Source organism: Nocardia sp. NRRL WC-3656, assembly GCF_000720265.1.
In the GTDB taxonomy this organism is placed as follows: Bacteria; Actinomycetota; Actinomycetes; order Mycobacteriales; family Mycobacteriaceae; genus Nocardia; species Nocardia nova.
On record NZ_JOJF01000002.1, the window covers coordinates 113,011 to 130,116 of the forward strand.

A 17,106-nucleotide genomic window follows, 5' to 3' on the forward strand; every position below is an offset into this window, starting at 1 on the left:
GATCGCGGGAAAGTAACGCCCGCCGCGGCCGGAATCGATGGACAAGGGTGGCCTGCGTGCAGGCGCATGCGGCGACGACAGGCAGGATGAGATAGGTGGTACGGGTGGTCAGCGGACAGTACGCGCTGGAAGTGACGGCATGACGCGCCCCGCTCGGGTCCGGCCGACACGCACTCGCCGGCCACGCGTCACCACCCTGCCCCAGCTCATGGCCACCGCGGTCGAGGCGGATCCGACCGGTACGGCCCTGGTGTTCGCCGATGCCACCACCACGCTGGCCGAACTCAGCTACGCCGAGCTCGACGAGCGTTCGACCCGGCTGGCCCGGCTGCTCATCGCCCGCGGCATCGGCCCGGAGGATCTGGTCGCCGTCGGTATTCCCCGGTCGGTGGAATCGGTGGTCGCGGTGTGGGCGGTCGCCAAGACCGGCGCCGGATTCGTGCCGGTGGATCCGAACTATCCGGCCGATCGCGTCGCGCACATGGTCTCCGACTCCGGTGCGAAACTGGGTCTCACGGTGTCGCCGGTACGGGAGGACCTGCCCGATTCGGTGGAGTGGCTGACCGTCGACACCGCTGATTTCGCCGCGCGGCTCGAGGAGTTCTCCGGCGATCCGGTCACCTATGCCGATCGGTTGCGGCCGTTGCGGGCCGAACATCCGGCCTACGTGATCTACACGTCCGGCTCGACCGGCAAGCCTAAGGGTGTCGTGGTCACCCAGGCCGGGCTGTCGAGTTTCTGTGACGAACAGCGCGAGCGGTACCGGGTCGGAAACGACTCGCGCACCCTGCATTTCGCATCGCCCTCGTTCGACGCCTCGGTGCTGGAACTGCTGCTGGCCATCGGCGGTGCGGCCGCCATGGTGGTGGCCTCGCCGTCGGTACTCGGCGGCGACGAGCTGGCGAATCTGCTACGGCGCGAACGCGTCACCCACGCCTTCGTCACGCCCGCCGCCCTGGCCTCGGTGGATCCGGCCGGACTGGACGACCTGCGCGTCGTGGTCGCCGGTGGTGAGGCCTGCCCGCCGGAACTGGTGCGGCGCTGGGCGATCGCGATCGAGGGCGGCACCCGCGAGTTCTACAACGGGTACGGCCCGACCGAGACCACGATCATGACCAACATCAGCGCGCCGCTGGTGCCGGGGGAGACGGTCACCATCGGCGCGCCGGTGCGCAACATCACCGAATACGTGCTCGACGAACAGCTGGCGCGGGTGCCGCGCGGCGCGGTCGGCGAGTTGTACATCACCGGTGCGCAATTGGCGCGCGGCTACCACCTGCGCCCCGGCCTGACCGCGGCGCGCTTCGTCGCCAACCCCTTCGACGCCAACGGTTCGCGGCTGTACCGCACCGGTGACCTGGTGCGCTGGACGGCCGCCGGTGAACTGGAGTATCTGGGCCGCAACGACTTCCAGGTCAAAATCCGTGGCTTCCGGATCGAGCTCGGCGAGATCGACGCGGTACTGGCCGCCCACGATTCGGTCGACTTCGCCGTCACCGTCGGCCACACCCTGCACAGCGGCGCCACGATTCTCGTCTCGTACGTGCACGCCGCCGACGGTGCGAAGGTCGACACCGACGAGCTGAGCGAGCATGCGGGACAGAGTCTTCCGGCCCACATGGTGCCGACGACGATCATGGTCCTGGACGCGATTCCGCTGACCCCGGTCGGCAAACTGGACCGCGCGGCGCTGCCGGAACCCGTCCTGGCCGCCCGCGAATTCCGCGCGCCCTCGGGTGCGCTCGAGGAGATGGTGGCGGCCGTCTTCACCGATCTGCTCGACCCGCCGGGGCCGGTCGGCGCCGACGACGACTTCTTCGAACTGGGCGGAAACTCGCTGATCGCCACTCAGGTCGCGGGCCGCCTCGGCGCCCAGATCTCGGCGCGGGTACCGGCCCGGCTGCTGTTCGAGGCGGCCACGGTCGCCGAATTGGCACAGCGGCTGGAACCGCTGAAGGGTGCGGGTGGGCGCCTGGCGCTGGCGCCGATGCCGCGTCCGGAACGCATTCCGCTCTCGCTGGCCCAGCAGCGGATGTGGTTCCTCAACCAATTCGATCCGGAATCGGCGGCCAACAACATTCCGTTCGCGATCCGGCTCACCGGCGCGCTGAACGTGGAGGCGCTGCAGGCGGCCGTTGCCGACGTCGTCGAGCGCCACGAAACCCTGCGCACCGTCTACCCGTCCGCGGACGGCGCCGGACACCAGGTGATTCTGCCCGCGTCGCAATCGGTTCCGGATCTGGCGCCGAAGCCGGTGACCGAGGACGAACTGCCGCAGTGGCTGGCCGGATATCTGCTCGCCGGATTCGATGTCGCCGCCGAGGTGCCGCTGCGCATCGCGGTGGCCGAACTGGCGCCCGACGATCACGTCGTGGCGGTCGTGGTCCACCACATCGCCGCCGACGGCGCCTCGGTGGCGCCGTTCATGCGCGATCTGCTGGCCGCCTTCCTCGCCCGGCGCAACCGCGCCCGGCCGAGCTGGCAGCCGTTGCCGGTGCAGTACGCCGACTACGCGCTGTGGCAGCGGGCGCTGCTCGGCGACGAACACGATCCCGACTCCCTTGCGGCCCAGCAGATCGACTACTGGCGCACCGCTCTGGCCGGCATCCCGGACCGGCTGGATCTGCCCGCGGATCGCCCGCGCCCGCAGATCGCCTCGGGGCGCGGCGCGGAATACACCTTCGACATCGCGCCCGAGCTGCACGCCCGGCTCGAGGGACTCGCCCAGCGCACCGGCACCTCGCTGTTCATGGTGGTGCATGCGGCGTTCGCGATCCTGCTGGCCCGCTCCAGCGGCACCGACGACATCACCATCGGCACCCCGGTGGCCGGGCGCGGTGAGGCCGAACTCGACGCTCTGGTCGGCATGTTCGTCAACACCCTGGTGCTGCGCACCCGCATCGACGCCGCGACGACGGTCGAGCAACTGCTGGCGGCGGTGAAGGGCACCGATCTGGGCGCCTTCTCGCACGCCGAGCTGCCGTTCGAGCGCCTGGTCGAGGTGCTCGACCCGGTGCGGTCGCAGGCGCATCATCCGCTGTTCCAGGCCGCGCTGTTCTTCCAGAACATGCAGAAGCCGCAGCTGCGGCTGCCCGGACTGGTCGCCGAAACGGTCGAATTCGACGGCGCGGTGGCGAAATTCGATCTGCAGCTCACCGCCGTACCGCGAACGGACGCGGGTGCCCCGGCCGGCGTATCGGCCATGTTCACCTACGCGCTGGATCTGTTCGACGAGCCGACCGTCGCCACCTACGCCGACCGGCTGGTGCGGGTGCTGGAGGGCATCGTCGCCGATCCGGCGGCTGCCGTGGGCGATATCGAGCTGCTCGATCCGGCCGAGCGCCTGCGCATCCTGCAGGACTGGAACGACACCGCCCACCGGGTCGAACCGGAGCTGCTGCTCGACGGCTACCGGCGCACGGCGCTGCGCAATCCGGACGCGGTGGCGGTCACCTACGAGGGTGCGCAGCTGACCTACGCCGAATTCGACGCGCAGGTCAATCAGCTGGCGCGCCTGCTGATTTCGCGCGGTGTCGGCCCGGATGCCCTGGTCGGCCTGGCGATCCGCCGATCGCTGGATCTGGTGGTCGGCATGTACGCGATCGTGGCGGCCGGTGGTGCGTATGTGCCGCTGGATCCCGATCATCCGGCGGACCGCATCGCGCACATCCTCGATACCGCCCAGCCGGTCTGCGTCGTGACCACCGTCGCCGATACCGTCGCGGTGCCCGCGCGTATTCCGGTGCTGCGGCTGGACACCATGGATCTCGGCGGTTTCGATCCGAGCCCGATCCGGCCCGGCGAACTGCTCGCGCCGGTGCGGCCGGACCATCCGGCCTACGTCATCTTCACCTCCGGCTCCACCGGCCGGCCCAAGGGCGTCGCGGTCTCGCATGCCGCAATCAACAACCAGATCGAGTGGATGCTGGCCGCCTACCCGCTGGGCAGCGGCGACGTCTATCTGCAGAAGACGGCGACCACCTTCGACGTCTCGCTGTGGGGCTATTTCATGCCGCTGCGGGCGGGCGCGGAACTGGTCGTGGCCACCCACGACGGCCATCGCGATCCGCTGTACGTGGCGGAAACCATTGCCGCGCACGGGGTTACGGTCACCGACTTCGTCCCGTCGATGCTCACCGTCTTCGCCGCGCACATCGCGGCGGGCAGCTGCCCGAGCCTGCAGGACATCTTCGTGATCGGCGAGGCGCTGCCGCCGGAGACCGCCGATGCCGTGCACGCGGTGTGCGATGCGCGCATCCACAACCTGTACGGGCCCACCGAGGCCGCGGTGTCGGTCACGTATTGGCCGGTCGGTGAGGACGACCGGCCGACCGTGCCGATCGGCCTGCCGCAGTGGAACACTCGCGTCTACGTGCTCGACGGCCGCCTGCGTCCGGTGCCGGTGGGCGTGCCCGGTGAGCTGTATCTCGCGGGTGACCAGCTGGCCCGCGGCTATGTGCGCCGCCCCGACCTGACCGCGGACCGGTTCGTGGCCAACCCGTTCGGCCACGGCGAGCGGATGTACCGCACCGGCGATCTGGTGCTGTGGCGCGACGCCGACGAGACCCGGCCCGCCCGGCTCGACTACATCGGCCGCACCGACTTCCAGGTGAAGTTCCGCGGCCAGCGCATCGAGCTGGGCGAGATCGAGACCGCGTTGCTGGCGCTGCCGGGCGTGAGCCAGGCGGTCGCGCTGGTGATGGGCTCGGCACTGGGCGATCAGCTGGTCGCCTATGTCGTCGCCCAGCCGCGCACCACCCTCGATCCCGAGCGCCTGCGCAACGGCGTCAAGGATTCGCTTCCGGCCTATATGGTTCCGGCGGTCGTCGTGGTTCTCGACGCCTTCCCGCTCAATCCGAGCGGCAAACTCGACCGCAAGGCGCTGCCCGAACCCACCTTCAGCAGCCGCGAATTCCGGGCGCCGAGTACTCCGGTGGAGGAGATCGTCGCCGAGGTCTTCGGCTCCGTGCTCGGCCTGGACCGGGTCGGCGCCGACGACGACTTCTTCGCCCTCGGCGGCAATTCGCTGATCGCCACGCAGGTGGTGGCCCGGCTCGGTGCGGCGGTCGGCGGCCGCGTGCCGGTGCGGTCGCTGTTCGAGACGCCCACGGTGGCCGGACTGGCCGCCACCCTCGATTCCCAGACCCACATCCGGCGCGGCGTGGAACTGGGCTCGATCGAGCGTCCGGAACAGCTGCCGCTCTCGCTCGCGCAGCAGCGCATGTGGTTCCTCAACCGCTTCGACCAGGCCGAAACCGCCGAGGAGGCGGCGCCTTCCGGTTCGGCGGCCTACAACCTGCCCTTCGCGCTGCGGCTGACCGGCAGCCTGGATGTGGAGGCGCTGGGCGCGGCCCTCGACGACGTGGTCGCGCGGCACGAGGTGTTGCGCACGGTCTACCCGGAGACTCCCGATGGTCCCGTGCAGGTGATCCTGCCGGCCGACACCCGGCTGGGCCTGCGGCCGGAACGCACCGCCGCCGCCGCGGTCGCCGATGCGGTATATGCCCTGGCCGCAACGCCTTTCGATGTCACCTCCGAGGTTCCGCTGCGGGTGCGGCTACTGGAGATCTCCGACCTCGCCCCCGGTTCGCGACGCGAATACGTGCTCGCCGTGGTGGTGCACCACATCGCCGCCGACGCGTCCTCGATGGGCCCGCTGGTGCGCGACGTGATGACCGCCTACGCCGCCCGCACCTGCGGCGCCGCGCCGGACTGGGCGCCGCTGCGCGTGCAGTACGCCGATTACGCGCTGTGGCAGCGTGCCGTCCTGGGCTCGGAGTCGCAGTCGGATTCCATTGCCGCCCAGCAGATTTCGTACTGGCAGCGCGAGCTGGCCGGTCTGCCGGACGTGCTGGAGCTGCCCACCGATCGCCCGCGTCCGCCGGTGGCGACGCTGGCCGGTGCGCGCGTGGACGTGTCGATCGCGCCCGAGGTGCACGCGGGCCTGGTCGACCTGGCCCGCGCCCACGGCGCCACGCTGTTCATGGTCGTGCATTCGGCGTTCGCGCTGCTGCTGGCCCGGCTGTCGGGCGGCGACGACATCGCCGTCGGCAGCCCGGTCGCCGGTCGCGGTGAGGCCGAACTCGACGATCTGATCGGCATGTTCGTCAACACCGTCGTCTTCCGGACCCGTGTCGAGCGCGGCGAGCCGTTCACCGAGCTGCTGGCCCGCCAGCGCGAAACCGATCTGCAGGCCTTCGCCCACGCCGACATTCCGTTCGAGCGGCTGGTCGAGGTGCTGAACCCGCCGCGTTCCACCGCGCACCACCCGCTGTTCCAGGTGGGCCTGTCGTTCCAGAACCTGGCGCGCACCGAACTGGAACTGCCCGGATTGAGTGTCGCCGGTGTGGACGCCGATCTGGACGTCTCGCAGTTCGACCTGCATCTGATCGTGGCCGACGCGTACGACGCGGACGGAAATCCGGACGGCATCGGTGGTTTCCTCACCTACGCCACGGATCTGTTCGACGCCGCGACCGCCGAATCGATCGTCGAGCGGCTGTCGCTGCTGCTGGCCGGTGTGGTCGCCGAGGCCGCCACTGCGGTCGGCGATCTCGACATCCTGACCTCGGCCGAGCGGGCCGCGCTGGAACGCGCCGCGACCGGCGCGTCGCATCCGGTCGCTGCCGCGACGCTGCCCGAACTGCTGGCGGCGACGATCGCCGCACGGCCGCACGCGGTATCTCTGACGGCCGATGCCGACGAGCAGTTCGGCGGTACGCCCGCCGAGCTCACCTACGGCGAACTCGGCGAGCGCGTCAACCGCCTCGCCCGGCATCTGATCTCGCTCGGCGTCGGCCCCGAATCTCGGGTCGCGCTGGCCCTGCGGCGCGGCGTCGATCTGGTGGTCGCGATGTACGCCGTCTCGGTGGCCGGTGGCGCGTACGTGCCGCTCGATCCGGATCAGCCCGCCGAACGCGTCGGCTACATCTTCGATTCCGCCGACCCGGTGTGCGTGCTGACCACCTCGGATATTCCGAACCTGCCCGGACGTACCGCACCCTCGGCAGCCGCCGCGGCGACCCGGGATTGGCGCGGTCGCTCGCAGTCCATGCCCGCGCTGGCCGATTCCGGCCGGTCCGCGGCGCGCGAGGACGTGGTGCGCCTCGACGAGCTGGATCTGTCGGGCCTGCCGGCGCGGCCGGTCACCGACGCCGACCGGATCGCACCGCTGCTGCCGCAGCACACGGCCTACGTGATCTTCACCTCCGGTTCGACCGGCCGCCCCAAGGGCGTCGCGGTGCCGCACGGCGCGATCGTCAACCAATTGGTGTGGAAGACGGCCGAATTCGATCTCGGCGTCGACGACGCGGTACTGCTGAAGACCGCCGCGACCTTCGACCTGTCGGTCTGGGAGTTCTGGTCCGCGGCGGTATCGGGCGGACGGCTGGTGATCGCCGCACCCGACGGACATCGCGATCCGGCCTACCTGAACGATCTGATCCGGCGCACCGGCGTCACCACGCTGCATGTGGTGCCGTCGATGCTGGACGCCCTGCTCACCGAGGCCCGGACGAATACCGCACCCGAGCCGACGAGCCCGCTGCGGCGAGTCCTCGCCATCGGTGAGGCGCTGCCCGCGGCGCTGGCGCAGCGGTTCGCCGCCGCCCATCCCGAGGTCGAGCTCTACAACCTGTACGGTCCGACCGAGGCCGCGGTCTCGATCACCGCGCACCGCGTCGGCGCGGCCGACGAACTGTCGGTGCCGATCGGCGCACCCGAGTGGAACAGCAGTGTCTACGTGCTGGATTCGCGCCTGCACCCGGTGCCGGTGGGCGTCTCCGGTGAGCTCTATCTGGCCGGTGCGCAGCTGGCGCGCGGCTATTTCGGGCGGGCGGATCTGACCGCGGATCGCTTCGTGGCCGACCCGTTCGGCAGCGGTTCGCGCATGTACCGCACCGGCGACCTGGTGGCCTGGACGGCGAACGGTGAGCTGGAGTACCGCGGCCGCACCGACTTCCAGGTCAAGGTGCGCGGTTTCCGCATCGAACTGGGGGAGATCGAGGCGGCGCTGCTGCGTCTGCCGCAGCTCGCCCAGGCGGTCGTGGTGGCGAAGTCCGACCCGCGCACCGGCGATCGGCTTGTCGCGTATCTGGTCTCCGCGGACCGGGAACTCGATGTGGCACAGGTGAAGTCGGCACTCGCCTCGGCGCTGCCGAACTACATGGTGCCCGCGGCCTTCGTGGTCCTCGACGCGCTGCCGCTCACCGTGAACGGCAAACTCGACCGCAAGGCCCTGCCGGAGCCGGAATTCGAGACCACCGCCTTCCGTGCGCCCTCGACTCCGGTGGAGGAGATCGTGGCCGGCACCTTCGCCGAGGTGCTGGGTATCGACCGGGTCGGCCTGGACGACGACTTCTTCGCCCTCGGCGGTAACTCGCTGCTGGCCACTCAGGTGGCCGCGCGGATCGGCGCCGCGCTCGAGGTGCGCGTGCCGGTGCGCGCGCTGTTCGAGGCGGCGACCGTGGGCGCACTGGCCGCCCGGGTGGAGCGCACCGGAACCGAACGGCCGCGGCTGCCGCTGGTCGCCGGCCCGCGTCCGGACGCCGTTCCGCTGTCCTACGCCCAGCAGCGGATGTGGTTCCTCAACCAATTCGACACCGCCGCAACGGTGTACAACATCCCGGTCGCCATCCGGCTGTCCGGTGCGCTGGATGTGGCCGCGCTGCGGCAGGCCGTCGCGGATCTGGTGGCCCGGCACGAGGTGCTGCGGACCATCTATCCGGAATCCGAGTCCGGCGGCGCGGTGCAGCAGGTGCTGGCACCGGGCGCGGTGAGCATCGATCTGGAGCCGGTGCAGATCGGTGAGGAGCGGGTGGCCCACGAGGTGGGGCGTCAGGTCGCCAGCGGATTCGACGTGACCACCGAGATCCCGTTCCGGATCCGGTTGTTCCAGCTCTCGGCGAGCGAGTTCGTCCTCGTCTTCGTCGCCCACCACATCGCGGCCGACGGCTGGTCGATGGGCCCGCTGACCCGGGATCTGATGACCGCCTACGTGGCCCGGGCCGCCGGCCAGGCGCCCTCGTGGGCGCCGCTGCCGATCCAGTACGCCGATTACGCGCTGTGGCAGCGCGCCGCACTGGGCGCCGAGGACGATCCGGAATCCCTGGTCAGCGCCCAATTGTCGTATTGGACACAGGAACTGGCCGATCTGCCGGACGAGCTGCGGTTGCCCGCGGACCGGCCGCGGCCCGCGGTGCAGAGCTTCGCCGGCGCCAAGGTCGATTTCGCCGTCGATTCGCAGGTGCACGCCGGCCTCACCGCACTGGCGCAGCGGCACAATTCCACGGTGTTCATGGTGGTGCACACCGCCCTGGCGGTCTTCCTGGCCCGCATGTCGGGTACCGAGGACATCGCCATCGGTGCGCCGATCGCGGGCCGCGGTGAGGCCGAACTCGACGATCTGATCGGCATGTTCGTCAACACGCTGGTACTGCGCAGCCGGGTGACGCCGGGCCGCAGTTTCGCCGAACTGCTGGCCGACAACCGGGAAACCGATCTGCGCGCCTTCGCCCACGCCGACGTGCCGTTCGAGCGGCTGGTCGAGGCGCTGGACCCGGAGCGCTCCACCGCCCGGCATCCGCTGTTCCAGGTGGCGCTGTCGTTCGAGAATCTGGCCGGAACCAGTTTCGAACTGCCGGGCCTGAGCTTCACCGCCCTGGATCCGGCCGCCGACACCGCGAAATTCGACCTGCTGCTGACGCTGCGCGAACAGCGCACCGGATCCGGCGGCGAGGCCGGCATCTTCGGCGAGTTCACCTATGCCACCGATCTTTTCGACCGGGACACGGTCGTCGACTTCGGCCGGCGGCTGGGCCGGATCCTCGCCGCGGTCGCGCGCGACGCCGATATCGCGGTCGGCGATCTCGACATCCTGGTCGGATCCGAAACCGAGGATCTCGCCGCTCGCATCGGACTGCCCGCGGTGGCGCCCGCCACGCTGCCGGACCTGATGGCGGCCGCGGTCGCGGCGAATCCGGACGGTCCGGCGGTGGTCGTGGGCGGGCGCGCGTTCACCTATGCCCAGCTGGATCTGGCCTCGACCAAACTGGCCCGCCGGCTCATCGAACTGGGCGCCGGGCCGGACAAGCATGTGGCGGTGGCCATTCCGCGCTCGCTCGAGGGTGTGGTGGCGCTGTGGTCGGTCGCCAAGTCCGGTGCGGCGTTCGTGCCGATCGACCCGACGTATCCGTACGACCGCATCGCGCACATGGTCGCCGACTGCCGCGCGGACCTCGGAGTCACCGTGCGGGCCGAGGTCGCGGACCTGCCGGATACCGCGGGCGGCTGGATCGTGCTCGACGACCCCAACTTCGCGTACGACGTCGATTCTCTCTCCGGCACACCGGTTTCCGATGCCGAACGCCTGGTCCCGCTGCGCCCGGACAACACCGCCTACCTCATCTACACCTCGGGTTCCACCGGTCTGCCCAAGGGCGTCGTGGTCACCCATGCGGGTCTGGCGAACTTCAGCGCCGAACAGCGGGAGCGCTACCGGCTGGATCGCGATTCGCGGGCGCTGGCGTTCGCCTCGCCGTCCTTCGACGCCTCGATGCTGGAGTTGCTGCTGGCCATCGGTGCGTGCGGGGCGCTGGTGATCGTGCCGCCACGTACCTTCGGCGGTGAGGAACTGGCCGAGGTGATCCGCCGTCAGCGGGTCACGCACGCCTTCCTCACTCCGTCGGTCCTGGCCTCGCTGGATTCGGATGCGCTGGCCTCGATGCAGGCCATCGTCGCCGGTGGTGAGGCCGTGCCGGCCGATCTGGTCGCGAAATGGGGTGGCGCGCCCGATGGTTCGGGCCGCCGGTTCCACAACGGGTACGGGCCCACCGAGACCACGATCATGACCAACATCAGCGATCCGCTCTCGCCCGGTGACGTGGTGACCATCGGCGGGCCGATCCGCGGCATGCGGGCGCTGATCCTCGACTCGCGGCTGCGGCTGGTGCCCGAAGGCGTCGCGGGCGAACTGTATCTGGGCGGCATCCAGCTGGCCCGCGGCTACCACGACCGGCCCGGCCTCACCGCCGCCCGGTTCGTCGCCGATCCGTACGGCCCGCCCGGGCAGCGGCTCTACCGCACCGGCGACGTGGTGCGCTGGCGTCGCGGCGAGCCGGTGGTGGAATATGTGGGCCGCAACGACTTCCAGGTCAAGATCCGCGGTCTGCGCATCGAACTGGGCGAGATCGACAGTGCGCTGATCGATCAGCCCGGTGTCGATTTCGCGGTCACCGTGGGGCATCGCACCGCCACGGGCACCACGATTCTCGTCTCCTATGTGCGTTCGGCGGCCGGTCTACCGCTGGATACCGAGACGCTGACCGCCGAACTCGCCGCGCGGCTGCCGGAGTACATGGTTCCGACCGCGATCGTGGTCCTGGACGAGATTCCGCTGACCCCGGTCGGCAAACTCGATCGCAAGGCCCTGCCGGAACCGGTCCTGGAGGCCAAGCGCTACCGCGCACCGCAGACCGCCACCGAACAGGTGGTCGCCGAGGTGATCGGTGAGGTGCTGGGCGTCGATCGCGTCGGCGTGGACGACGACTTCTTCGCCCTCGGCGGCGACAGCATCGTCTCCATCCAGGTCGTGTCCCGGGCGCGGGCGCGCGGTGTGCACTTCACCCCGCGCGACGTGTTCACCGCGCGCACGGTCGAGGCGCTGGCCCGCGCGGCCACCGTCGAGGCGCCGGCCGCCGCCGAGCAGTCCGGGCCGATGCCGTTGCCGCCGGCCGCGATTCGCGCGCTGGAACTCGACCACTCCGGCCGCGAACTCCGGGCGATCGCCCTCGATATTCCGGCCGACTGCGATCCCGAGCGGATCCGGGCGGCAGTGACCGGGGTGCTCGACCGGCATGCCGTCCTGTCGGCTCGCCTGGATGTCGAGGCCGGCGCCCTGGTGATTCCGGAAACTCCCGTCCCGGCGATCCTGCGGCAGTTCGCGCCGGGCCCCGACGCCGTCGACCTGGCGGTGCGATCGCTGGCACAGGAGCTCGATCCGGCCGACCGGCGCACCATCGCCTTCGCGCTGATCGCGCCCCCCGACACGGGGGAATCCGCGGGCGCCGCAACGACTCTGGTCGTGGCCGCCAACGGTCTGGTGGTGGACGACACCTCGTGGCGCATCGTCGTCGACGAACTGTCGGAGTCGTGGGCGGGCGGACATTCCGCGCCCGCGGCCGTCGATGCCGGTCCGCTGGGCGTGGGTCGCGCGCTCGCGGCGAGTGCCGTCGCGGCCGAGACCATGGCGCAGCTCGACTGGTGGCAGCGTCATCTCGCCGACGCGCCCGCCGACGCTCCGGTCGAGGGCATCGATCTGGCGGCGCGCGGCCGGGTCTCGCTGGTCATCACCGCCGAGGGCGCGGCCGCCGTGGACGCGGTCGCGCACGCCTATCACGCCACCATCGAGGATGTGCTGCTCACCGCGTTCGCGCTGGCGCAGGAGCGGGGCGCCCGCGCCGATGCCGGTGATCTGATCGGCACCGTGGTGCAGCTGGCGGCCGACGGCCGTGCGGTCGCCGGCGCCGAATCCGCCGGTACGGTCGGTGGTTTCACCTCCACCTATCCGCTGCTGGTCGGCCTCACCGATATCGATGTCGAGCAGGCGCTGCTCGGTAACCGCGCCGCGGGCGACGCGATCGCGCAGATCAAGGAACTGCGGCGCGGGGTGCCCGATTCGGGTGTCGGCTACGGTCTGCTGCGGTATCTCAACGCCGACACCGCGCCCGCGCTGGCCGCGGCGCCGCAGGGTCGCACCGCGTTCCGCTACCGCGATCTGCGTCCGGCTCGGCCGTATCCGCACCTGCCCGCGGCCGACCTGCTGCTCGACATCACCGTCGACGCCACCGAGGACGGACTGCTCGCGCGATTCGATTACGCGGCAGCCGTTTTCACCGTCGACCAGGTGAAGGAGTTCGCCGGACTGTGGGTGCGCGCGCTGGGCGGCCTCGCCGAGCACGGAACCCACGCCGACGCCGGCGGTTTCACCGTGTCCGACTTCGAACTGGTCCGCCTGGAAACCGCCGATATCGCGAAGTTGTCGCAGGACTACCCGGATCTGGCCGATGTCTGGCCGGTGACGCCGCTGCAGTCGGGCATGCTGTTCCACGCCCTGCTGGCCGACACCTCGACCGACGTCTACATCACCCAGTTCACCCTGGATCTGGGCGGTGCCGTGGACGAGCGGCGGCTGCGCGCGGCCGCGCAGGCCGTGCTGGACCGGCACGACAACCTACGGGTCGCCTTCGCCGCCGATGCCGCCGGGAATCCGGTGCAGGTGGTGCTCGATCACGTCGACGTTCCATGGCGCGGTATCGATCTCACCGATCTGGCACCCGAGGCCGCCGAGGCCGAAGCGGTCCGGATGTGTGAACTCGACTACGGCCGGCGGTTCGCGATGGACCGGGCGCCGCTGCTGCGGTTCACCCTGTTCCGGCTCGGCGCCGACGCCTACCGGCTGCTCGTCACCAGCCACCACATCCTTATCGACGGCTGGTCGACGCCGCTGCTCATGCAGGATCTGCTCACGCTGTACGCGGTGGGCGCGCGGTCGCGGCAACTGCCGCCGGCCGGATCCTACGGTGACTATCTGCGCTGGCTGATCGCGCAGGATCCGGCCGCCGCGCGGGCGCAGTGGCAGCGGGCGCTGGACGGGATCACCGAGCCGACACCGCTGGCGCCGGTCGACCCGAGCCGGGAGATCTCCGCGGGTGTGGGCGAAATCGGCTTCGAGCTGTCGGTCGCCGACACCACCGAGCTGACCCGGCTCGCCGCCCGGCTCGGTGTCACGGTCAACACCGTGGTGCAGGCGGCGTGGGGTCTGCTCATCGGCCGCAGCATCGATCGCGGCGACGTCGTCTTCGGCGCCACGGTATCCGGGCGCCCGCCCGCGCTGCCGGGTGTGGAGACGATGGTCGGATTGTTCCTCAACGCCATTCCGGTGCGGGTGCGTCTGGGCGCCACCGACACGCTGGCCGGACTGCTGAGCCAGTTGCAGGCCGAACAGGCGGCGCTGCTGGACTTCCACTACCTGGGCCTGAGCGATATCCAGCAGGCCGTCGGAGTGGAAGGGCTGTTCGATTCGCTGGTCGTGTTCGAATCCTTCCCGGTCGATCGCGACGGACTCGACCGGGTCGGCTCGATCGACGGTATGCACGTCACCGGCATCGGCGCGGTCAACGGCACGCACTATCCGGTGACGGTGATCGTGGTGCTGGACAACCAGCTCCGGATCAGCCTGAAGTATCTGCGCGACGTCTTCGACGAAGCGGCGGCCCAGGCGCTGTCGCAGCGGCTCGCGGCGCTCATCGGCCGCTTCACCGATACACCGCAGGCTCGGGTCGCCGATGTCGACGCGCTGCTGGACGGCGAGCGCGCCGCACTGGAGGCCCGCAACGCCACCGATGTGCCGCAGCTGCGCGATCAGGCGACCCTGCTGAGCCTGTTCGACGAGCAGGTGGCCCGCACCCCGCAGGCGCCGGCGCTGCACTTCGGCGACGTGACGCTGAGCTACCGCGAGCTGGATCTGCGGTCGCGTGCCCTCGCCGCCGAACTGCTCGGCCGCGGAGTGGAACCGAATTCGCTGGTGGCCGTGGCCATGCGGCGTTCGATCGACCTGGTGGTCGGCATCTACGCGGTCCTGCGGACGGGTGCGGGTTATGTCCCCGTCGACCCGGATCACCCGGCCGAACGCAACGAGTTCGTGCTGGCCAACGCCCGCCCGGTGTGCGTGCTGACCACGGGCCGCGACGGCTTCGCCACCGACAGCGGAGTCCCGGTCGTCGATATCGCCGGATTGGATGGTGAGCCGGAATCGGTTGCGGCGCTGCGGTTCCCGTACGTCCATCCGGATGCGGTGGCCTATGTCATCCACACGTCCGGCTCGACCGGCCGCCCGAAGGGCGTGGTGATCACGCACCGGCAGATGACCAACCAGTTCCGGTGGGCGCAGCGGACCTATCCGCACGACACCGGCGATGTCGTCCTGCACAAGACGCCGATCACTTTCGACATCTCGACGTGGGAGTTGTTCTGGCCGTTGCAGACCGGTGCGGCGATCGTGATCGCCGAGCCGGACGGCCACCGCGATCCGGCGTATCTGTCGCAGGTGATCGAACAGCGCTCGGTCAGCACCGTGCACTTCGTGCCCTCGATGCTGGACGCGTTCCTGGATCCGGCCGCGAATGCGGCGGTGACGCGCGGTTATCCGTCGCTGCGACGGGTCTTCGCCGCCGGTGAGGCGCTGTCGGGGGAGACCGCGCAGCGATTCCGCGCCACGCTCGGGGACGCGGAGCTGGTGAACTGGTACGGTCCGGCCGAGGCCACCGTGGTCACGGCCTGGCCCGCCGGCGACAGCGACGGCGTCGCGGTCCCGATCGGCACACCGGTGGCCAACACCCGGGTGTACGTGCTGGATCGGCAGCTGCGGCCGGTGCCGCCGGGCTCGCCCGGTGAGCTCTACGTGGCCGGTGTGCAGCTGGCCCGCGGATATCTCGGCGCACCGGCGCTGACCGCCGAACGGTTCGTCGCCCACGAGGGCGGGCAGCGGCTCTACCGCACCGGCGATATCGTGCGCTGGCGCGAAACCGGCGCCGGCGCGGCACTGGAATACCTGGGCCGCAGCGATTTCCAGATCAAGCTGCGTGGTCAGCGCATCGAGCTCGGGGAGATCGAGGCGGTGCTGGCCGGCTTCGCGCCGGTGCGCCACGCCGTGGTGTCGCTGGTGCGCAGCTCGTCGGGTGACCGCCTGGTCGCCTACGTGGTGCCCGACGCGGGCGCGATCGACGAAGCAGAGCTGCTGGCCTACGCACGGGAATCGTTGCCCGCGTACATGATTCCGGCGGCTGTGGTGGTACTCGACGCGCTGCCGCTCAACGCCAGCGGCAAACTCGATCGCAAGGCGCTACCGGTGCCGCAGTTCTCCGGACGCCCCTACCGGGCGCCGTCGACATCGCTGGAGGAGGCGATCGCCGGCGTCTTCGCCGAGGTGCTGGGCGCCGACCGGGTCGGCCTGGACGACGACTTCTTCGATCTGGGCGGCAATTCCCTGGTCGCGACCCGTGCGGTGAGCCGCTTGCGCGCGCTCACCGGTGTCGAGGTCCGGGTGCAGTGGTTCTTCCTCGGGTCCACCGTCGCCGCACTCGCGCAGCGCATCGTCGCGGCGATGAGCGACGAGCACGACTACGACCTGGAATCGGATGCGGCTCTGGGTGTGCTGCTGCCGATCCGGGCGCAGGGCGAGGGCGAGACACTGTTCTGCATCCATCCGATGTACGGATTGTCCTGGTGCTACGCGGGTCTGACCCGGTACGTCGCGGACCGGCCGATTCTGGGTGTGCAGTCGCCGGCGTTGTCGGAGGACGGCTACCTGCCGGAATCGTTGCAGGAGATGGCAGATCGCTACGTCGCCGAGATTCGCGCGGTGCAGCCGCACGGCCCGTACCACCTGCTCGGCTGGTCGCTGGGCGGTGTGCTGGCCCATGCCGTCGCGACCACCCTGCAGGCGGCGGGCGAGCAGGTCGGCTCGGTGAGCATGCTCGACAGCCACGCCGAGATCGACGTCGCCGATTTCCGGACCGCGATCCGAGAAGCGCTGGCGGAGATCGGGATCGGCGCCGAGGCCCTGGTCGGCAACGGCGACATCCACGACCTCAGCGAGGAGGCGGTGTCCGCACTGCACGCCACCATCCCGCCGGATATGGCCGTGCTGACGCCGGACCGGGTCCGTCGCATCTACCGCAGCGCGGTGCGCTCGGCGGAGTTGATCGCCGAACATCGGCCGGACGTATATCGTGGCCGCCTGGACTATTTCAGCGCGGCCGGCCACGAAACGGCGGCGCAGAACTGGCGGCCCTACGTCGAGGGCGAGATCGCCGATCATCCGGTCGGCGTCTCGCACGACCAGATGACCTCGCCGCCGGCGCTGGCCGAACTCGGTCCGGTGCTGGCACAGGTACTGGCGCGCGGGGGCGGTCCTCGCCCGGACGGGTCGTCTCCGGCATGATGGGGCGGCGCATACGTAACGGACCGGTCTGGTCAGACGACTAGATAGGCCGTAGGGTCGGGCGAGTTCTCGACCGTCCGGGGTGGCGCCTCGCCGGGCGCCCCACG

General features: G+C 70.5%; 1 protein-coding gene. It reads left to right on the forward strand.

The window, feature by feature from the left end; translation table 11 throughout:
• Window positions 1-37: 37 nt before the first annotated feature.
• The gene (locus IG65_RS0103450; protein ID WP_369801455.1) at window positions 38-16,999 is read left to right on the forward strand and encodes an amino acid adenylation domain-containing protein; all 16,962 of its coding nucleotides are present in this window, start codon (window positions 38-40) and stop codon (window positions 16,997-16,999) included.
• The last annotated feature ends 107 nt before the right edge of the window (window positions 17,000-17,106 follow it).